At 63.4% G+C, this 18,951-nt stretch carries 22 protein-coding genes; 12 read left to right on the top strand and 10 right to left on the bottom strand.

The genetic code is table 11. The features are described 5' to 3' along the window. Positions 1 to 75 precede the first annotated feature (75 nt). Positions 76 to 369 (bottom strand): hypothetical protein, encoded by a 294-nt coding sequence (locus ACK4R0_RS04390; RefSeq protein ID WP_409670719.1) that lies wholly within the window; start codon positions 367 to 369, stop codon positions 76 to 78. Between the two features lie 181 nt (positions 370 to 550). Between ACK4R0_RS04390 and ACK4R0_RS04385 the strand changes: the two genes are divergently transcribed. Further along, complete coding sequence (locus ACK4R0_RS04385) at positions 551 to 1,180, top strand: hemerythrin domain-containing protein (RefSeq protein ID WP_409670716.1); 630 nt, start codon at positions 551 to 553, stop codon at positions 1,178 to 1,180. Between the two features lie 40 nt (positions 1,181 to 1,220). Here ACK4R0_RS04385 and ACK4R0_RS04380 read toward each other — a convergent pair whose 3' ends face one another. Both ACK4R0_RS04380 and glf read right to left on the bottom strand, forming a co-directional pair. Further along, complete coding sequence (locus ACK4R0_RS04380) at positions 1,221 to 2,615, bottom strand: hypothetical protein (protein ID WP_409670713.1); 1,395 nt, start codon at positions 2,613 to 2,615, stop codon at positions 1,221 to 1,223. A gap of 29 nt (positions 2,616 to 2,644) precedes the next feature. Then, positions 2,645 to 4,981, bottom strand: coding sequence for a UDP-galactopyranose mutase (gene glf / locus ACK4R0_RS04375; RefSeq protein ID WP_409670709.1), 2,337 nt, complete (start codon positions 4,979 to 4,981; stop codon positions 2,645 to 2,647). Between the two features lie 201 nt (positions 4,982 to 5,182). Between glf and ACK4R0_RS04370 the strand changes: the two genes are divergently transcribed. From ACK4R0_RS04370 to ACK4R0_RS04345, 6 genes are all read left to right on the top strand, one after another. Then, complete coding sequence (locus tag ACK4R0_RS04370; RefSeq protein WP_409670706.1) at positions 5,183 to 5,350, top strand: hypothetical protein; 168 nt, start codon at positions 5,183 to 5,185, stop codon at positions 5,348 to 5,350. Between the two features lie 96 nt (positions 5,351 to 5,446). Further along, positions 5,447 to 6,298 (top strand): glucose 1-dehydrogenase, encoded by an 852-nt coding sequence (locus ACK4R0_RS04365; RefSeq protein ID WP_409670703.1) that lies wholly within the window; start codon positions 5,447 to 5,449, stop codon positions 6,296 to 6,298. Positions 6,299 to 6,456: 158 nt separating this feature from the next. After that, positions 6,457 to 7,248, top strand: coding sequence for a hypothetical protein (locus tag ACK4R0_RS04360; protein WP_409670700.1), 792 nt, complete (start codon positions 6,457 to 6,459; stop codon positions 7,246 to 7,248). Positions 7,249 to 7,514: 266 nt separating this feature from the next. After that, the gene (locus ACK4R0_RS04355) at positions 7,515 to 8,045 is read left to right on the top strand and encodes a Crp/Fnr family transcriptional regulator (RefSeq protein WP_409670697.1); all 531 of its coding nucleotides are present in this window, start codon (positions 7,515 to 7,517) and stop codon (positions 8,043 to 8,045) included. Between the two features lie 85 nt (positions 8,046 to 8,130). Next, positions 8,131 to 8,433, top strand: a complete 303-nt coding sequence (locus ACK4R0_RS04350; protein ID WP_409670694.1) for a SemiSWEET family sugar transporter — start codon at positions 8,131 to 8,133, stop codon at positions 8,431 to 8,433. A gap of 64 nt (positions 8,434 to 8,497) precedes the next feature. Next, entirely contained in the window at positions 8,498 to 8,986 is a 489-nt protein-coding gene (locus ACK4R0_RS04345) for a hypothetical protein (RefSeq protein ID WP_409670691.1), read from the top strand. A gap of 18 nt (positions 8,987 to 9,004) precedes the next feature. Here the strand turns inward: ACK4R0_RS04345 and ACK4R0_RS04340 are convergent, their stop codons facing one another. Continuing rightward, the gene (locus ACK4R0_RS04340) at positions 9,005 to 9,493 is read right to left on the bottom strand and encodes a 2'-5' RNA ligase family protein (RefSeq protein ID WP_409670913.1); all 489 of its coding nucleotides are present in this window, start codon (positions 9,491 to 9,493) and stop codon (positions 9,005 to 9,007) included. A 136-nt stretch (positions 9,494 to 9,629) separates the two neighbouring features. Continuing rightward, positions 9,630 to 10,175, bottom strand: a complete 546-nt coding sequence (locus ACK4R0_RS04335) for a peroxiredoxin (RefSeq protein ID WP_409670688.1) — start codon at positions 10,173 to 10,175, stop codon at positions 9,630 to 9,632. Between the two features lie 224 nt (positions 10,176 to 10,399). Here ACK4R0_RS04335 and ACK4R0_RS04330 point away from each other — a divergent pair, with 224 nt between their 5' ends. Continuing rightward, positions 10,400 to 10,813, top strand: coding sequence for a hypothetical protein (locus tag ACK4R0_RS04330; RefSeq protein WP_409670685.1), 414 nt, complete (start codon positions 10,400 to 10,402; stop codon positions 10,811 to 10,813). Between the two features lie 2 nt (positions 10,814 to 10,815). On the opposite strand, the gene mltG is transcribed toward ACK4R0_RS04330, so the two are convergent. From mltG to fabD, 5 genes are all read right to left on the bottom strand, one after another. Next, positions 10,816 to 11,790, bottom strand: a complete 975-nt coding sequence (gene mltG / locus ACK4R0_RS04325; protein WP_409670682.1) for an endolytic transglycosylase MltG — start codon at positions 11,788 to 11,790, stop codon at positions 10,816 to 10,818. Positions 11,791 to 11,797: 7 nt separating this feature from the next. Beyond that, a complete protein-coding gene (fabF, locus tag ACK4R0_RS04320; RefSeq protein WP_409670679.1) occupies positions 11,798 to 13,054 on the bottom strand; it encodes a beta-ketoacyl-ACP synthase II in 1,257 nt (418 codons plus the stop codon). Between the two features lie 217 nt (positions 13,055 to 13,271). Next, on the bottom strand, positions 13,272 to 13,508 hold the full coding sequence (locus ACK4R0_RS04315; protein ID WP_409670676.1) for an acyl carrier protein: 237 nt from the start codon (positions 13,506 to 13,508) through the stop codon (positions 13,272 to 13,274). A gap of 140 nt (positions 13,509 to 13,648) precedes the next feature. Then, positions 13,649 to 14,386 (bottom strand): 3-oxoacyl-[acyl-carrier-protein] reductase, encoded by a 738-nt coding sequence (gene fabG, locus ACK4R0_RS04310; protein WP_409670673.1) that lies wholly within the window; start codon positions 14,384 to 14,386, stop codon positions 13,649 to 13,651. Positions 14,387 to 14,422: 36 nt separating this feature from the next. Then, positions 14,423 to 15,361: an ACP S-malonyltransferase gene (fabD, locus tag ACK4R0_RS04305; RefSeq protein ID WP_409670670.1), complete on the bottom strand. Its 939-nt coding sequence runs from the start codon at positions 15,359 to 15,361 to the stop codon at positions 14,423 to 14,425. Between the two features lie 140 nt (positions 15,362 to 15,501). Here fabD and ACK4R0_RS04300 point away from each other — a divergent pair, with 140 nt between their 5' ends. From ACK4R0_RS04300 to rpsR, 4 genes are all read left to right on the top strand, one after another. After that, entirely contained in the window at positions 15,502 to 16,899 is a 1,398-nt protein-coding gene (locus ACK4R0_RS04300; protein ID WP_409670667.1) for a phosphotransferase family protein, read from the top strand. A gap of 115 nt (positions 16,900 to 17,014) precedes the next feature. Beyond that, positions 17,015 to 18,163 carry a GGDEF domain-containing protein gene (locus ACK4R0_RS04295; RefSeq protein WP_409670664.1) on the top strand — a complete coding sequence of 383 codons (1,149 nt, stop codon included), beginning with the start codon at positions 17,015 to 17,017 and terminating at the stop codon, positions 18,161 to 18,163. Between the two features lie 183 nt (positions 18,164 to 18,346). Beyond that, positions 18,347 to 18,706, top strand: a complete 360-nt coding sequence (rpsF, locus tag ACK4R0_RS04290) for a 30S ribosomal protein S6 (protein WP_054134459.1) — start codon at positions 18,347 to 18,349, stop codon at positions 18,704 to 18,706. A gap of 20 nt (positions 18,707 to 18,726) precedes the next feature. Next, positions 18,727 to 18,951 (top strand): 30S ribosomal protein S18, encoded by a 225-nt coding sequence (gene rpsR / locus ACK4R0_RS04285; protein ID WP_017670246.1) that lies wholly within the window; start codon positions 18,727 to 18,729, stop codon positions 18,949 to 18,951.

Below are 18,951 nucleotides of genomic sequence, written 5' to 3'. Positions count from 1 at the left end.
TTCATCCCACTGGCGACCTTCGGGTCGCCATTTTTTTGGCGGGATGAAGCAGCGGGGGACGCAAGCCCCCCGCGGTCAACCGTCTTCCGCGTTCGCATCTGACGCCAGACCACCGCGATCGGCGTGCTTGGCGGAATTACCCTGTGCGTCCTTGGGGCCGAAATAGCGGTTTTCGCTCTGTCCGCCCTCGAACGGCGTATCCGAACCGCCGTTCTTCTCCTTGCCGGTATGCGGGTTGGGGTAGGCACCCCCACCCGATTCTCCTGCGCCGCCCTTCCCGGTCTGGTCCTTCATCGTGTCCGAAATGGCATCCTCATTGACGTGGTCATTGGCGTGGTCATTGGCGGGGGTCCGGGATTGATCGACCATTGTGGTCTCCTGCAGCTAGCCGACATTGGCGGAAAGACCACGAGAGTAGCGCAGTGCAAGCGTGCCATCCCTAACATAAGCGGGCCCTAACATAGGCGGGAGCATGCAGCGGGGGAATGCGCGACACCAGGGTATCCTGCTGTCTCCGTCGACGGCGGCCAACACCATCAGGAGCCTCATCATGGCACACACCCATTCGCGCAATACCCGCCCCGCACCGCCAAAGGGCCGCCCTGCCCCGCACCCATCCGGTCACGACACGTCCGGCGGCTCGTTTCTGGGCAGCTCGATCAAGGGGCTATTGCTGACCGCAGGCGCGATCGCCATCGCCAACCTGGGCCGCAAGATGGCGGTACAGGCCCCGACCGCGCTGGCGCAGGATTGGTGCGAAGGTCTTGCCAAAGAACACAAGGCGACGCTCGCGGTGATCGACAAATTGCAGGACGTCTCCCCCGAGCATCCCGAACGCCGCGCCGTTTTGCTGACCAGCCTGACCCACATGATCACCAAGCATGCGCTGCAGGAAGAACAGGTGATCTATCCGATGCTGCGCCGCCAGGATGGCGACGGCTCTGCCGATGCGCTCAACCGCGATCACGGTGCGGTCAAGGCGCACCTGTATGAACTCGCCCATTTCGACAAGGCGGACCCGCGCTTTGCCGAGACGCTGTCGACACTGCGCAGCGAGCTGGAAGAGCATATGCGCGAGGAGGAAGATACGCTCTTCCCGGCCCTTCGCGCGTCGCTCAGCGATGAGGAAAACACCCGCATCACCCGCGAGATGAACATGGCAGGGCTGTTGCTCGCCTGATTTTGGAGCACGGCGCGGTCGGGATCATGACCGCGCCGGCTTACTCTGCGCGCGCGATCGCAACAGCCATGTCCTGACCGCTGCCCTGCACCAGGACCGTAAGCTCTCCACCCTGTGTGGTCTGAAGCTGGGCGAAATCGCGGGCACCGGTGATGGTGCTGACCTGGGTGACCGCATAAATCCCTGGCTCGAAGCCCGCGATGGTGACCGCAGTACCGTTGCTGCAGTGCGCGCGGCCCGGCTGCAGGCACAGCACCGCCTGGCGCGCATCGCCGCAGCCGGTGGCGAGGCCGTCGAAATCGTGCACGGCCAGTCGCCGATCGAGTGGCTGGCGCTGGAAACAGCCCCAGTCGATCAGCGGCAGGAAATCGGCCAATATCTTCTGCGCGTCGTACATGCCCTGGATCGGCACATGCGGATGCCGGTTCGGCCAGCGCATCCCGCCCCCTGCCCCGCCGCTTGCCAGGTGCGCCCACTGCATCCGGCGGAAATATTCGATGTCGAACGCGTCGGGCAGCGTTATGCGTTTGTCCTTGAACGAGTGGATCGGGCCGTGCTCGCTGTCGTGCAGCGGGCGCCCCGGAGGGCATTTCAGTGCCGACTGCGCCATCAGCCGTGCCGTGGCCTGTGCTGGCGCCAGCGTATCGCGCGGGTTGTCGATGGTGCCGCGCTCGTAAAGATGGATGCTGGCGAAATCGAGCGACGGATGGCGAAAGACGATGTCGTCGAGCGCGGGCCGCTCCTTCAGCGCGGGGGCAAAGACCGATACCGTCTGGAGGTGGCTGCGGCCGTGCAGGCGGATCTCGTCGCTACGCAGCGAGGCCGAAATATCGCTGACAAAATCATGACAGGCCGCCGCATCGCCGCCAGCGTAATTGAGGTCGATCTCGTTCCACAGATCCCACGCAAAGATCGCCCCGCTGCTGCCCCAGCGGCGGGTGGCAAAGCCGAGGCGGTTCTTGATCGCGGTGCGCGTATCGGGGCAGGTGAACATCTGGGTGATCTGCGCGCTCGGTCCGCCATTGGCGCGCGCATACGGGTGGGTACGCCATCGCCGCGCCATCCAGAAGGTGTCGAATGGAGTCAGCACAAAGCGGACGCCATAGACCTCACCCAGCGCGATCAGGTCGTCCCACATCTGCACCATCGCCGGCGAAAACTGCCCGCAACGGCTTTCCAGATTGCGGTGACGCACCTGATTGTAATCGAGCATCAGCCGAAGACACGTCACCCCCATATCGCGCAGCATCGCGAAGTGGCGCTCCACCGCCACCGGATCACGGCGGCGATACAAGGGTGCGAGCGTCGGCCAGGTGATCGCGTCGTTGAACCCTACTGGAGCCCAACTCTTGCCGCTCTCCGTCTCGAAATACGGTGCCCCCGCCGCGCACCCGATCCATTCCTGGGTGGGAGACGACACCGCCAAGCGTTTCACGGCGGCCTGATCGCTGGGTTCGGCAAACCTCATTCGGCGGCCACGACGCCCAGGCCCGCAAGGGCATCGAGGCGCCAGCGGGCGTCGAGCCTGCGCCAGGTGGCAAGGGCCTGGCCGACGATCTGGTCCATGTTGTAATAGCGGTAGGTAGCGAGCCTGCCGACAAAGGTGACGTGTTCGCAGGCGCCGGCAAGCCTGGCATATTGGCGGTACATGTCCTGCGCATCCGGGCTGGGGATCGGGTAATAAGGATCGCCCTCGTCGGCGGGGTATTCGCGGGTGATGCTCGTTATCGGTGCCTTCTGCCCGGTAAGGTGCTTGTACTCGGTGATCCGGGTATAGGGTGTGTCATAGTCAGGATAGTTGACCACCGCCACGGCTTGCGCCTGCTCGCAGTCGAGCGTCTCGTGCTCGAAGCGGAGCGAACGGTATGGCAGCCTGCCCAGCCGGTGATGGAAATACTCGTCGATCGGTCCGCTCCACACCACATGGTCCCAGCTGATCTCGATGGGCAGCTCCTCATAGCCCTGCCCGGTCATCACGTCGATCGCGGGATGATCGAGCATGTTGCGGAACATCGCGGTGTATCCCTTGTCGGGCATGCACTGGTGCCTGTCGGTGAAGTAGCGGTCATCGGTGCTGGTGCGCGCCGGCACCCGCGCGGCGACGCTCTTGTCGAGCTGGCTGGGATCGACGCCCCATTGCTTGCGGGTGTAGCCCTCGAAGAACTTCGCGTACAGATCCTCGCCGACCTGCGACACCACGGTATCGCGCGAGTTTTTGATCTCGCCGACATCCACCGCGACCGAGGCGAGATAGGCTGCGGCCTGTTCATCGTCCTGAAGGTCGAGCCCGTAGAGCATGTTGAGCGTGGTGCGGTTGATCGGCATCGGCACCTGCTGCCCGTCGACCTCAGCCAACACCCGGTGTTCATACGGGATCCAGCCGGTGAATCGCGAGAGATAATCGAGAATGTCGCCCGAGTTGGTGTGGAAGATGTGCGGCCCGTATTTGTGCACCAGGATGCCCGCAGCATCGCGATGATCATAAGCGTTGCCGCCGATATGGTCGCGCTTGTCGATGACCAGCACGGTCTTGCCAGAGGCGCTGGCCAGCCGCTCGGCCATCACTGCGCCTGCAAAGCCAGCGCCGACGACCAGCACGTCATAGTGCTTGCGGGCAGCCGGGCGCCTGCTGGCGAGCCGGGTCACCTGGCGGGTGATCAGGCTGGACTCGATATGCCCTGCGATCGTTGCTGCTATGCCGTCCCAGCTCTTGTCGGCAAGGCACGCCGAAGCTTCGCTCGCCCATTGCGCGCGGACTTCGTCCGATGCGCTAAGCAGCGCCTCGCACGCTGCGACCTGCTCGGCCGCGGTCCCGGCGATGCGGATGCTGCCCAGAGACCCGTAGGTGTCGACGACATCCCGGATCGGGGTCGAGACCACGGGCAGGCCGCACGCCATGTACTCGGGCGTCTTGGTCGGGCTGATGAATCGGGTCGAGGCGTTGAGCGCGAACGGCATCAGGGCGATGTCCCAGTGCACCGCATAGGCCGGCAGCTCGGCATAGTCGCGTCCGCCCAGCCAGTGGATGTTGGCCGCGCGCGGCAGGCTGTCAGGCGAAATCTTGACGACGGGGCCGATCATCACGAACGACCAGTCAGGGCGCAGCCGCGCCATTCCGGCGAGCAGACCCAGGTCCATGCGCTCGTCGATGACGCCGTAAAAGCCCAGCCGCGGTCCCGGCAGAGCCGACTGGTCGGCTGGATCGGGCGTGGTCGCAGGATCGGCGGCGAAGTGGCCGATATCGACCCCCGAGGGCAGGCACAAAAGGTCGGGACGCCGCTCGCGCCGCGCCTCGTAAAGACTGCGTCCACCGCACAGCGCAAGATCGGCGCGCTGCAGCAGCCGCGCCTCGCGCTCGGCGATGTCGGCAGGGGCAAAGGCGAAGTTGGCAAGCTCGTCCATGCAGTCATAGACCACCAGATCGCAGCGCACCTGCTCGCTGAATGCCAGCATCATCGGCGTGTAGTACCAGAAGATAAGCGGCGCGCGCGTCGACCGCGTCTCCTCGCGCAGTAGCGCCGCCAGCGCGTGCGCCACCTGCGCCGCATCGAAGCCCTCGGGCATCACCGGCACGATCCGCACCACGCCGGCCGCGACATCGGACCGTTCGAGCCGGGGTGCCACGCACTGCGCATCGCCGCGCGGCTCTTCCCAATAAACCACGTCGAACGTCCCGGCCAACCGGGTCATGATATGCTGCGGCCGCTGGAAAACCAGATCCCAGCGCAGATGCGAAAAACACACGATCACCGGGCGAGCAGAAGGGGCAGGCGTGGTGCTGTGCTGAAACGGGCGGTGCATCGGGATGTCTCCAGAACAAAGGGGGAAGACACCTTTAGGCCACGGCACGACGGCCCGGTCTTACATAGGTAATTCTGGACTGCCGTCCGTCAAATAATCCCGAATGGTCACCCATGTTATTGGTCGCGGCATGGACAGGCGTCACGCTCCACGCGCCCGGCCCGGAATCCCCCGTACCGGCCCCCGAAAGGAGCAAATGACATGACCTCAATCTTCGGCATGGCGCTGCTGCCATTGTGGATCATGGGCGTCCCCGTGATCGGCGCGCTGATCTCGCTCGCACTCCCGGCACCGCGCACCAACACGATGCCGCGATCGCGCCCTTTGGACGACCGGACCATCGTTCCGCCTGCAAATCCGCGCGTCTGATCGGGTGAAAGGCAACCGGCAGAATGCCTGGCGGTAAATTCGGTATCGACAGGCATTCAGCTGCTTTGGCTCCATCATCACACCACAGGATGACCCATGACCCAAACCATATCGAAACTTGAAGAAGGCCAGCTGCCTGGGCTGGAGGCCAAGCTCGACCCCAAACCCGAATGGCAGCCGCGCTATCCCGGCTCAGGCCGACTGGATGGCAAGGTCGCCATCGTGACCGGCGGCGACAGCGGGATCGGGCGCGCCGTCGCCGTGCTGTTTGCACGCGAAGGCGCCAACGTCGTCATATCGCATCTGGAAGAGGATGAGGACGCTGAGGATACGGTGCAGATGATCGAGGCCGAAGGCGCCAAGGGCGTGGCGATTGCAGGCGATATCGGCGACCCCGCCCACTGCGGCAAGATCGTCGATCTGGCGATCAGCACCTACGGACAGCTGGACATCCTTATCAACAACGCCGGTGAGCAGCATCCCGATCAGAACATCACCGATATCTCCGACCAGCAGCTCAAGCGCACCTTCCAGACCAATGTCTATGGCATGTTCTATATGGTGCAGGCGGCGATGCCGCATCTGAAGGCCGGTGCGAGCATCATCAACTGCACCTCGGTCACGATGTATCAGGGAGCGGATGAACTGCTCGATTATTCGGCCACCAAAGGCGCGATCACGGCCTTCACACGCAGTCTCAGCCAGAACCTCGCCGAGAAGGGCATTCGCGTCAACGGCGTCGCGCCGGGCCCGATCTGGACGCCGCTCAATCCCTGCGGTGGCGCAAGCGAGGAGAAGCTTGAGCACTTCGGCGAGTCGACGCCGATGGGACGCCCCGGCCAGCCCAACGAGGTCGCCCCCTGCTTCCTGTTCCTGGCTTGCGAGGACTCGAGCTACATGAGCGGACAGGTGCTGCACCCCAACGGCGGGGTCATCGTCGGCAGCTGACCCCCCACAGCCGGAACCGTGCAGCGATCCGACGAAGCTGCCGGTTCCGAGCCTGTGCAAGCGGGCTGGCGAGCCCGCTTTCAATCACTGCCAAATCGCGGTGCAGCGCATCCCGTTCCCCAAGATGCGTCACCGCCCCATAGGAAAGGAAGCTAACAATGGCGGACAACAACCAGAACTGGAATCCGGACAGCAATCTTCACGGCGAGCGTCGGTCGGAGAACGACCGGGCGCGCGCGGCCGATCACCGGGGCGGTGGCCATGATGGCGATTGGCGCCAGCCGCACCAGCAGGGTCATTATGGCCAGCGTGGTCAAGGCGACTACCAGCAATCCCGCTACGATCAGGGTGGTCAGCAAGGCGGCGGGCATCGCGACCGGGGTCAGGGTGGCTATGACCATCGCGGCCAGCCAAACCAGCACGATGAACAGCCATACCAGCCCGGCGGTCGCTTTGCCGATCCTGCCAAATATGGCGGCGGAGGCTCTGGCCCGGTCAGCTATGGCGGCAGCGGCGGATTCGGCCAGGACGGCCAGGACTATGCGCAGGTCGGTGGCTTCGCGCAGGGCGGCGGATGGGGCGGCGCGGGCCGCGGCGACGATCGTTCCCGTGGATACAGCGACCCCAATGCTTATGGCCAGTCGACAGGATCCAACCCGTCAGACCGCGGCCAGGAACGAGGTCAGCATCAGGGCCAGGGCAACCTCGGTCGCCATCAGGGCGGCAATGACGATGGCCCGCACGCGCACGATCCGCACTATTCCAGCTGGCGCCGCAAGCAGATCGAACAGCTTGACCGCGATTATGCGCGGTTCAACCAGCAGCGGCAGGGCAAGTTTGACGAGGAGTTCAACGACTGGCGAAGCAAGAATCGCGAAGATGGCCAGCAAGTGGGCGACTCGTCGGGCCGGACCGGCGGAATTAGCGAGGACGACCCGACTGCTACATAACTTATGTCAATTTTGATGCACTGGTGTTGATCCTGGGGGGCGTTTTCGCCCCCCTTTTTTGTCGATCCGTCGCACGCAACGCTTGCCGCTATACCAGTATAGCGACGCCATCTGAACAAAATGAAAGTTTGTAACACAAGGGGCCGTAGCGAAAGACCAGTCACATGAGCTTATCTGCAAACATGCCAATCGCGTTGCCGCCTCACGCCCGGTACAGCCAGTCTGCCATCGAGCCGCGTTGCGATTTCATCCAGCAGGGAGACACTGTGTTGCGTCCTCGCCTGGTCGTCGATGGCTGGGGCGCGGGCTATCGCATCACCTTCGATGGCCGCAGACAGCTGACCCATCTGTATCTGCCGGGCGAAATCATCGGTGTGTGGCGCAGCAACCAGCCCAGTTTCTACCATTCGGTAATGTCGGTGACGCGGCTGGCGCTGATCGAATTCACGGCGCTGCCGGACAGCGACGTCGTCCAGGCGGAATGCGCGCTGATCGAGCGGCAGCTTGAAAACAGCATTTTCCGGCTGGGTTGTCTCAACGCCTATGAGCGCATGGCGCATCTGTTCCTGGAACTGGGCGAGCGGCTTGAGCTGCGCGGATTGGCTGCGCGCGATTCCTATCGCATGCCTTTGACCCAGGAACTTCTTGCCGATCTCGTCGGTATATCGTCGGTCCATGTCAACCGCACCTTGCAACAGATGCGGGCGGACAAGGTGATCCGGCTGGTTCATGGCGAACTGACCCTGACGGATCCTGCAACGCTGGCAGAACAGGTCCATTACCAGAACCTGCACTGACCGCGCTGGCCGAGCGGCAGCGGACCCGGTCTTCGGATCGCGTCCGGGCCGCGCGGCTTTCGGCGAAGCTATCGATGGAGCATGAATGACACTGGACTGGATTACAGTGGTGGGCACCATCGGCGCGATGGCATCGGTGGCGAGCTTCACCCCCCAGGCATGGAAGATCATCCACAGCCGGTCCACCAAGGGGCTGTCGCTGGGCATGTTCGCGCTGACGTGCCTGGCCTTCGCGTCATGGACCACCTTTGGTTTGCTCAAGGGAGAGTGGACCCTGATCATTCCCAACGCCATCTGCCTGGGCTTTGCGCTGTTCATCTTTGCGATGATCGCCCTGCCCGAGCGCAAGACGCGCGAAGTCGCCGAAACGCTCGACCCTGTGTCCTGAGCTTTGCCATGGTCTTGGAGTGCCCATGATGGCATAGCTGCTGTCACACCGGGAGGATCCAAGCATGGCCAACAGCACTCCTGCACTCGCGCGCACATCTGCGCTTGCGATAAGCTTTGCCGCAATGGTGCTGCTCGGCGGGATGTTGCGGCAGACCGCCATTGCGATCGGCGGGATGCTGGACATGACGCTCAATGGTTCGTCGGCGCGGGAATTGCTGATGCAGTTCACTCCTTGGCAGCGCGATATCCATGCGCATGCAACCCTGATCTATGACGGGCTGTACCCGCTGGCTTATGGCGCCTTCTTTGCCGGGCTTGCCATCCGGTTGGGAGGTAGCCGGGCAAGGTGGATCGCGCTGACCATGCTGGCAGGAATGATCGCCGATTATGCGGAGAACATCGTCCAGCTGCTCGCCTTGAGCGGTCGCGCCGACCTGCTCGATGCCAAGACGCTGCTGACGCCGATCAAGTTCGCGCTCGCGGGAGCAGCGGTGATCGCGACCATCGTCCTTGCCGTCAGGACGGGGCTGACGGCGCTGCGCCGCACCTGACCTGTCAGAGGTGCTGGCTCAGAGGTGCTGGCGCCCGCGGAACCGCCATCTGCCAATCGGCTCCCAGGGACCGCCCATATAGCGGTGCAGTTCCAGTCCCGTGATCTCCAAACGGCGCGACGCGAATTCGGCCGCCAGCTGCTGCAGCAAGGCTTTTGCGACGGCCGGTTCAACCTTGTTCTGCACGGTAATATGAAGCCTTGGCTGGCCCTGGTCCTGCGCGGTGAGCAATCCGTGCAGCCCTTCGGCCATCAGATCCCGGATGGTCAGCAACGCTGGCGAATGGATGCGATAGGCGACCCCGCGTCCCAGGTTCATGACTTCGCTCAGCCGGGCATCGGGTGCCGCGAACTCGGCCACCAGCGCCTTGACCCGAGCCATCGCCTCGGCCTCATAAGCCCCCGGGAGGTGATGAAACAGCGTGATGTGCGCATCGAGCACATTGCGCTTGGGCGGGAAATGCGCGCGGCGCAATGCATTGGCCCATGCCTGGTCGGCTGGGCCCATGCTGGCGGTCATGATGATCGGTTCGCGTCGCACCTGCGTGCCTTAGCCCGCCCAAGTCGATACACAAAGGGGGCGCCGAACAATGCTGCCCGGCGCCCCCGCTTGCGACCCGTTAGGGATTGGTCTTGCAGCCGCCTTATGCGGGCACGGCCTGCTTTTCCTTGATCTTGGCGAGGACGTTCTCAGGAGCGGTGACGCCATAGGGATCTTCGTCGAGGCCGGCGTCGTTGATGCCGGGCTCTTCGAACCAGTCAGTGATCACGCCGTTGTCGACGACCATGGCATAACGCCAGCTGCGATCGCCGAAGCCGACATGGTTCTTGCGGATCAGCATGCCCATGCGGCGGGTGAAATCGCCCGAGCCGTCGGGAAGCAGCTTTACCTTCTGGACGCCCAGCGACTTGCCCCACTGGTACATCACGAACGCGTCGTTCACCGACACGCAGTAGATTTCGTCGATGCCCTGGGCGCGGAAATCGTCATACAGTGCTTCGAAGCCGGGCACCTGCGAGGTCGAGCAGGTCGGTGTGAAAGCGCCGGGGAGCGAGAAGATGACGACGCGCTTGCCTTCCAGCAGGTCGCCGGTCAGCTGGTCCTGCCAGCGGAACGGGTTGGGGCCTTCGATGCTTTCGTCGCGCACGCGCGTTTTCAGGCAAACATTGGGAACGTCACGTCCGATCATAGTGAACTCCTTTGAACGATGGGAAACATGTTCTGCAGCGCAACATTTAGCTAACACAGGCCGCCGTGTGAAATGAATAGATTGGGCTGGGCTGATCGCTTTTTTCGATGAGTTGATCGCATTGGTTGGGACACTCGGTTGGACCGGGTCCATGGATGCGTGACATGCTTGCAATGACAGGCAGATAGCTTCAATCTGACCGTTTCCGGAGGATCTCAATGCTGATGTCACGCCCGCTTGGCTGGTTCTGGTTGCTCGCAATCGTCCTGCTCGCATGGAATGTCATCGGTCTGGTGGCGTTGCTGTTTGATCCGGTGATCGGCCTGGGCGATGTCAGCAAACTCGCGCCGGAACAGCAGGCGATATATGCCTCCCGCCCTGCCATCGCCTTCTATGGCTTCGTGCTGGCGACGTTTGCAGGCACCGCAGGCGCAATCGCGCTGCTGCTGCGCAAACATTTCGCGCTCTGGCTGTTCGTCGCGTCGGCCATCGGCTTTGTGATGCAGAATGCGTGGCTGTTCAAAGACCCCTCGAACCTGACCATCGAGGTGCTGGGCTTCCAGGCGCTGGTGGCAGGATCGATCGCGCTGGCAATCTGGTTGGCGTTGACCGCGAAGAAGCGCCGCTGGAGTCGGTAGGCCTACATCTCCCCCCGCGCGCGGCGCAGGGCGAACCATTTTTCGACGTTGCGGTTGTGATCGGCCAGCGTGTTGGCGAACACATGGCCGCCGGTACCATCGGCGACGAAGTACAAGGCCTCGGTCTTTGCAGGGTTTAGCACGGCTTCGATGGAGGCGCGCCCCGGATTGGTGATCGGCCCCTTGGGCAAGCCGGTCATCGCATAGGTGTTGTAATCGTTGACGTCGGAAATCTCCGACTGGCGGATCCGCCGGCCCAGCGGCTTGCCGCGCGTGATCGGATAGATGATCGTCGGGTCCGCCTGGAGCATCATGCCCTTGCGGATGCGGTTGGAATAGACCCCTGCGATCATCCGGCGCTCGGAAGGCTTGCCGGTTTCCTTCTCGACGATGGCGGCCAGCGTGACCGCCTCTTGCGGGGTCTTGACCACGGTGTCGGGCGAACGCTTCGGCCACAGTTCGGCGATGGTGTCCTGCATCGCCTTCTGCATCCGCAGCATCACTGCGATGCGTTTCTCGCCGCGTTCGAAGCTGTAGCTTTCGGGCAGCAGCGAACCCTCTTCGGGCACCGGAACCTCGCCGGTCAGCAGCGGCTCGCGCATCAGCTTTTCCTGCACCAGGATGCTGGGCATTCCCTCGGGCACGGTCACCATCCGCCGCACCACATCACCGCCTTGCAGGATGCTCAGGATCTGCGCATTGCTGGCGCCGGCAGGAATGATGAACTCGCCGGCCTTGATCGGATCGTCGCTGCCAAACACCCTGGCGCGGTTGAGGAAGGCGCCTGCCGAACTGATCGCGCCTTCGTCCTCGAGTACCTGGGCAGCGCGGGCCAGCGAGCTGCCGCCGGGGATGATAATCGACAGCTCCTGCTGCGCCGGCCCGTCGCCGGTCCAGCCCCAATAGAAATTGCCGCCGATCAGCAGCACAAGCGCCGCAGCGCCAGCCAGAACGATGCATCCCAGACGGCGCAGCATATCCGGCTCAGACCGCCTTCATGATAAGGCTGGCATTGGTGCCGCCGAAGCCGAAGCTGTTGTTGAGCACCGCCTTGACTTCACGCTTCTTGGCCGTGTGCGGCACCAGATCGACGCCCTCGCAGCCCTCATCCGGGTTATCGAGGTTGAGCGTTGGCGGCACGATCTGGTCACGAATGGCCAAGATGCAGAAGATCGCCTCGACCGCGCCTGCGCCGCCCAGCAGATGGCCGATCGCCGACTTGGTCGAGCTCATCGAAACGCCCGAAATGGCATCGCCGAACAGCCGCTTGACCGCGCTCAGCTCGATCGTGTCGGCCATGGTCGATGTGCCATGCGCGTTGATGTAATCGATATCGGACGGGGTCATGTTGGCGCGCTTGAGCGCCATTTCCATCGAGCGATAGGCACCGCTGCCTTCTGGATGCGGCGCGGTGACATGATATGCATCACCCGACAGGCCGTAGCCGACGACCTCTGCGTAAATCCTGGCGCCGCGCGCCTTGGCGTGTTCGTATTCCTCGAGCACGACGACGCCTGCACCTTCGCCCATCACGAAACCGTCGCGGTCCCGGTCATAGGGGCGGCTGGCCTGTTCGGGGCGGTCGTTATAGGTCATGTTGAGTGCGCGCGCCTGCGCAAACCCTGCGATGCCGATCGGGCAGACGGTCGCTTCGGCGCCACCTGCCAGCATGACATCGGCGTCATCCAGCGCAATCATCCGCGCCGCATCGCCGATCGAATGCGCGCCGGTCGAGCAGGCGGTCACGACGGCATGGTTGGGACCCATCAGCCCGTATTTGATCGACACCTGACCCGAGATCAGGTTGATCAACCGCCCATGCACGAAATGCGGCGAAACGCGGCCCGGACCCTTTTCGGCAAGGAGCAGGGATTCGCTCTCGATCCCCGGCAGTCCGCCGATGCCCGATCCGATCGAGCAACCGGCGCGATAGCGCTCCTGCTCGCTCATTTCAGTAAGGCCAGCGTCTTCAAGCGCCTGGCCTGCAGCATCGATGCCATAGATGATGAACGGATCGACCTGACGCTGCACCTTGTGGTCAACGCGCAGACTGGGATCGAAGCCGTAAGGATGATCGGCGGGCTTTACTTCGCAGGCGATCCGGCACTTCTGGTCGCTCGCATCGAAACGGGTGATCGGCCCGGCGCCTGAGCGTCCGGCGATCAGGTTTGCCCATGCCGTTTCGACATCCGCCCCCAGCGGTGTGACCAGTCCCAGACCCGTTATGACTACGCGGCGCATCGGCCTTACTCCTGCCTATCTTCAGTGCGGTCGCGGCGCCGTAAATCGTGCGGCGCAGACCGGAACGAAAAATGGCTTCCCCGGTCGCAAGGCGACAGACAGGGAAGCCATCCTATTTCACATGGTCGCCATCTGCATCGTGGCGACGCTGCCCACCTGCGACCGCGAACGCGGTGTGCGCAGGCTCATCGGGCCCAGCCCCTGTTTCAGCTGCAGATCAGCCCTTGTGGGTGTCGATGTATTCGATGGCATCGTTGACGGTGCTGATCTTCTCGGCGGCGTCATCGGGAATTTCAACTCCGAATTCTTCCTCGAAAGCCATCACCAGCTCGACGATGTCCAGGCTGTCAGCGCCAAGATCGTCGATGAAGCTTGCGTCCTCGGTGACCTTCTCCGCTTCTACGCCAAGATGTTCGATCACGATCTTTTTAACGCGGTCCCCAGTCTCACTCATTCAGAGTTCCTTCAATTGTGTGTCAAATGGATGGGCGAATGAAAATACCCGCCCGCCCTAATGCCGGTTTTGGTCGCTGGCAAGAGGCGGGCGCAGGCAAACATGGTGCCTGCGACGGTTCGCCGTCCGCCAGCGAGGGATTACAACATGGCCATGCCGCCATTCACATGCAATGTCTGGCCGGTGACATAGCCCGCCTGCCTGCTGGCAAGATAGACGACAGCCGCAGCAACGTCATCCCCCTCGCCCAGTTTCCCTGCCGGAATGCGACCGAGCAGCGCGGTCTTCTGCGCTTCGGGCAGCACTTCGGTCATGGCCGAGGCGATGAAGCCCGGCGCGACGCAGTTGACCGTGATGTTGCGGCTGGCAAGCTCGGCCGCCAGCGCCTTGGACATGCCGACGAGGCCTGCCTTGGAGGCGGCGTAGTTGGCTTGGCCCGGATTGCCCGTGGCGCCGACGACGCTGGTGATCGAGATCATCCGGCCGAACCGCGCCTTCATCATCGGCTTGGCGGCAGCGCGGCACAGGCGGAACGCAGCTTCCAGGTTGACGCGGAGCACATCGGACCACTCGTCGTCCTTCATCCGCATCGCCAGGTTGTCGCGGGTGATCCCGGCATTGTTGACCAGAATATCGAGCCCGCCCAGCGCCTCGACCGCGCGCGGCACCAGGCCATCGACCGCAGCGGGGTCGGACAGATCGCACGCGAGCGTGACATGATCGCCGCCCAGCGTGCTCGCGAACTCCTTGAGCTTGGCTTCATTGCTGCCCGACAGCGCGAGCCGCGCGCCATGCTCGGCCAGCCCGCGCGCAATCGCGGAACCGATGCCGCCGCTGGCCCCGGTAACGAGTGCGGTCATGCCTGTAAGATCGAACATTTGAGACTCCTTAATTCCAAACCACCAACAGGGGGTTCACACCGCCTCCAACAGGCTTTCGATATCGCGCATATCGACAAGGCTTTCGCACGCCACGTCATCGACGATACGCTTGATCATCGGGACCAGCACCTTGCCGCCCAGTTCGATGAAATGATCGACCCCGGCCGCGTGCATCGCGATGACGGATTCGCGCCAGCGGACCATGCCGGTGACCTGCTCGACCAGCAACGCGCCGATCTCAGCCGGATCGCTGACCGGAGCGGCGGTGACGTTGGCGAACAGCGGCACGATCGGCTGACGGATTTCGGTTTCGGACAGCGCGCCTGCCATCCGGTCAGCAGCGGGCTGCATCAACGCGCAGTGGAACGGCGCCGAGACCGGCAGCATCATCGCCTTGCGCGCGCCCAGTTCCTTGGCGATCGGCAGGCACCGCTCGACCGCGCTCGCATGGCCCGAGATCACCGCCTGGCCGAACGCGTTGTCGTTGGCGACCGCGCAGACCTCGCCCTGCGCAGCCTGCCCGGCGGCCTTGACCGCTTCATCGAATTCGATGCCCAGCAGCGCGGCCATCGCGCCGACGCCGACGGGCACCGCTGCCTGCATCGCCTGCCCACGAATCCTGAGCAGCTGCGCAGTGGTTGCCAGATCGAACGATCCGGCCGCGCACAACGCGGTGTATTCGCCCAGGCTGTGCCCCGCGACATAGGCGAAGCTGACCGGGCTGCCGGAGCCTGCTTCATGCTGCAGCGCGCGCAGCGTGGCGATCGCATTGGCCATGATCGCAGGCTGCGCATTCTCGGTGAGCTGAAGTTCGTCGGCATCGCCTTCGCACATCAGCCGGAACAGGTTCTGCCCCAGCGCTTCGTCGACTTCCTGGAAGACCTCGCGCGCCTGAAGGCTGCTCGCGGCGAGCTCCTTGCCCATGCCGACCTTCTGGCTGCCTTGTCCGGGAAATATGAATGCGCGTGTCATGATCCTGCTGTCCCTCGCCCCGATCTGTTTCGTCGCCGCCAGGCCCCCTGGTCTTGCGCAACAAGCGCCGCCCGTTATCCCCGTTGCCGCAGCGTTGCAAGGTGCTTGCAGGCAGTTAATCGATCACTTAACACCTTGGCATGGACGATACGCTTTTTGCCGCATCACTGGAAACGGTTTGCCGCGATCGGCTCGGCGGCGCCGGGCCAATGGCACAACTGCAGCGCCTTTCGGGCGGCGCGAGCATGCAGAGCTGGCGCTTTTCATGGGGCGATGAAGCGCTGATCCTGCGCCTTATGCCCGAGGGGCTGACCGGTCAGGATGCCGCGATCGATTCTGCGAGCCTCTCGCTTGATGGCCAGGCAGATGTCATCGAGCGCGCGGGCGCGCAGGGCGTGATGGTGCCCGCGGTGCGCGCGCGACTGCGTCCCAGCGACGGGCTCGGGGAAGGGTTCATCATGGCCTGCGCGCCCGGCGAAGCGCTGCCGCAGGTTCTGCTGCGGGACCCGACTTATACCGCTGCGCTTTCCGCCCTGCCCCGCCAATGGGCAGAACAGCTGGCGGCCATCCACGCAATCCCGGTCGACACCCTCCCCGCCGAACTCCCCTGCCGCACTCCGGCGCAAATGGTGGCAGAGCTTGAAGAGAAGTGGCGCATTCTGGGAGGCGTTTCGCCGATCTACGCGCTCGCCTTCGGTTGGCTGGAGCGCGCGCTGCCCGATCCCGTCAAGCCTGCGCTATGCCACGGCGACTTCCGCATGGGCAATCTGCTGATCACCCCCGATGGCCTGTCCGCCGTGCTCGACTGGGAGCTCGCGCATCTGGGCGATCCCGTGCAGGACCTCGCCTTCGGCTGCATCCCCAGCTGGCGTTTCGGGCGGTATGACAAGGTGCTCGGCGGCTTTGCCCAGCCCGAAGACATGCTGCGGCATTACGAGGCGCTGACTGGCACAGCGGTGGATCGATCCCGGTTTGATTTCTGGCTGGTCTATTCGTGCCTGTGGTGGGGGGTGTGCTGTCTGGTGATGGCCGATATCTGGCGGCGCAGCGAGCGCGAAGGGCCCGAGCGGCTGGTGATCGGGCGACGGGTGTCGGAGGTCGAGATCGACCTTTTGCTGATGCTGTCCAATAGCCTGCCACCGCCCGATGCGCCCATATCCTGGCCCGCGACGGAAAGCCCGCCCGAGAACGGCGTTCCGGGAAGCGCAGCGCTGATCGAGGTGGTCAGCGGCTGGATCGACAGCGCGGTTGCGCAACCGGCCAGCGGTCACGCGCGGTTTGAAGCCAAGGTGGCGATCAATGCGCTGGGTATGGCGGCGCGCGATGCGGCGCTTGGGCCAGGATTTGCCGCTCTGCAGGATCAGCGGCTGTCCGCGATCGGCCACGACCGCGCGTCGCTCGCTGCCCTGCTGCGCACCGAGCCTGCCGAGGCGACCTCAGCCATCCACCACCACCTGCGGCGTCTGGCGGCCGAGAACTGCCTGATCGACCAGCCTCGCTATGCCGGGCTGGATGTCGCCCGCCGCCTCTGGTGCTGAACAATTGTACCTGCAGCTGACAAAATCTTCTCGACGTCGATATTCCGCTTAAAGATGCCTGTGCCCGGTCGTTAATGCTGGTGAACAGTTGATTAAGGACGATTGGGCTCAACCGATGGCGGAACAGGTACAGAGGGTCAATTTCAGGGACCGGATGAAGCTCGCAGCTTCGATCCTGGCCGGCCAATCCCAGGCTGAAGATGACGGCCCGTCCAAGGATGCCGCGTTCGAGAATATCAGCAAGCTCCAGTACCTCAAGGTTTTCTCGTTCCTCGAGCAGGTCCAACTTGATCCACTGCCCGACCATTACCGGCTGGCATGGGAATACCTCAACGGCGGCAACAGGATGCTGCGCGAGGCGGTGAACCGCAAACTCGATACCAATGGCCGTCTGTCGGCCGATATCGTCGCGGAGATCCTCGACGAGTGCGAAGGCCAGATGAAGGTCAAGGACCTCAACGCGCTGGTCGCCGAGAGTGAGACATTGATCGCAGGTGGCTTCAAGACGCTCAACAAGAGCGGCAAGGAAAGCCAGGCCTATGCCGAGGTGCTCCAGTCGAGGCTCGACTGGATGCGCGACCTTGACCCCGCGAACCACGCCGACATGCCGATCGAGGCGCAGTTCAAGGCGCTGCTCAAGATCACTTCGCAGATGCTGCAATCGACCAAGAAGGCGAGCGAGAGTCTGGACCAGAGCACCAAGATGCTCAGCCAGATGCGCAACCGGCTCGACGAGGCGAACGACAAGGCGCAGCGCGACCAGTTGACCGGCCTGCCCAACCGCTGGGCGTTCGAACAGCAGTTCTCCGCCGCCATCATCCGCGCCAAGGAGCGGTTCGAGCCGCTTTCGGTGGCGTTCATCGACATCGACCATTTCAAGCAGGTCAACGACACCCACGGCCACGAAGCGGGCGACCGCGTGCTGCAATTGGTCGCCAAGACGCTCGATGGCTTTGGCCGTGGCAACTGCCACCTCGCCCGGCATGGCGGCGAGGAATTCGTCATCGTGCTCGAAAACACCGACACCGACGAGGCCAAGCGGCAGATCGACGCGGTGCGCGAGGAGCTTGCCGAGCGGTCGCTGGTCAACAAGGACAACGGCCAGAACATCGGCCAGATCACCTTTTCTGCCGGAGTCGCTCCGTTCAACCCGGGTGAGCCCAACCGCCAGGTGCTGCGCAATGCCGATGCCGCACTCTATGCGGCCAAGCACAGCGGCCGCAACAAGGTGCTGATCTTCAACGCCTCCCACGCCTCCAACTAAGCAGGAAACCTTGTCCGATGCCCCTTTTTCTCGTCACCACGCTTGCTTTCTTCAAGGCTTTGGGTATTAGCCCGCGCTTGCCTTCGGACGATTGACCGTCCGTAGGCATTCGAAGAAAGCCGGAGGGGTGCGTTGCATGGTGCGCGCATCAGCGATCGGCAGATGAGTAAAGGAAGCCAATACATGCCGCTTTACGAGCATGTCTTTCTGGCGCGCCAGGACCTGTCACAGGCCCAGGTAGACGCGCTGGCCCAGACCGCCACCGAGATTGTCGAACAGAACGCAGGCAAGGTCACCAAGACCGAGACCTGGGGCCTGCGCAACCTCGCCTACAAGATTCAGAAGAACCGCAAGGCGCACTTCGTGATGCTCAACATCGATGCCCCCGCCGGCGTCGTTGCCGAGCTGGAACGCCAGACGTCGATCAACGAAGATGTCATCCGCTATCTGACCGTGCGCGTCGACGAGCTGGAAGAAGGCCCGTCGGTCATGATGCGCAAGCAGGACCGCGAACGTCGCCCCCGCCGCGACCGCGACGCTTGAGCCAGGAAGGATAAAGACACATGGCACGCCCATTTTTCCGCCGCCGCAAGTCCTGCCCGTTCTCGGGCAAGAATGCTCCTGCCATCGATTACAAAGATGTGCGCCTGCTGCAGGGCTTCATGTCCGAGCGGGGCAAGATCGTTCCCAGCCGCATCACTGCCGTTTCCGGCAAGAAGCAGCGCGAACTTTCCAAGGCCATCAAGCGCGCACGCCACGTCGGCCTGCTGCCGTACATCGTGAAGTAA

Origin of the sequence: Blastomonas sp. (genome assembly GCF_046294995.1) — a bacterium.
Classification (GTDB): Bacteria; Pseudomonadota; Alphaproteobacteria; order Sphingomonadales; family Sphingomonadaceae; genus Blastomonas.
Note: the sequence above shows the minus strand (reverse complement) of the source record. Positions and strands in the feature narration are given on the sequence as shown.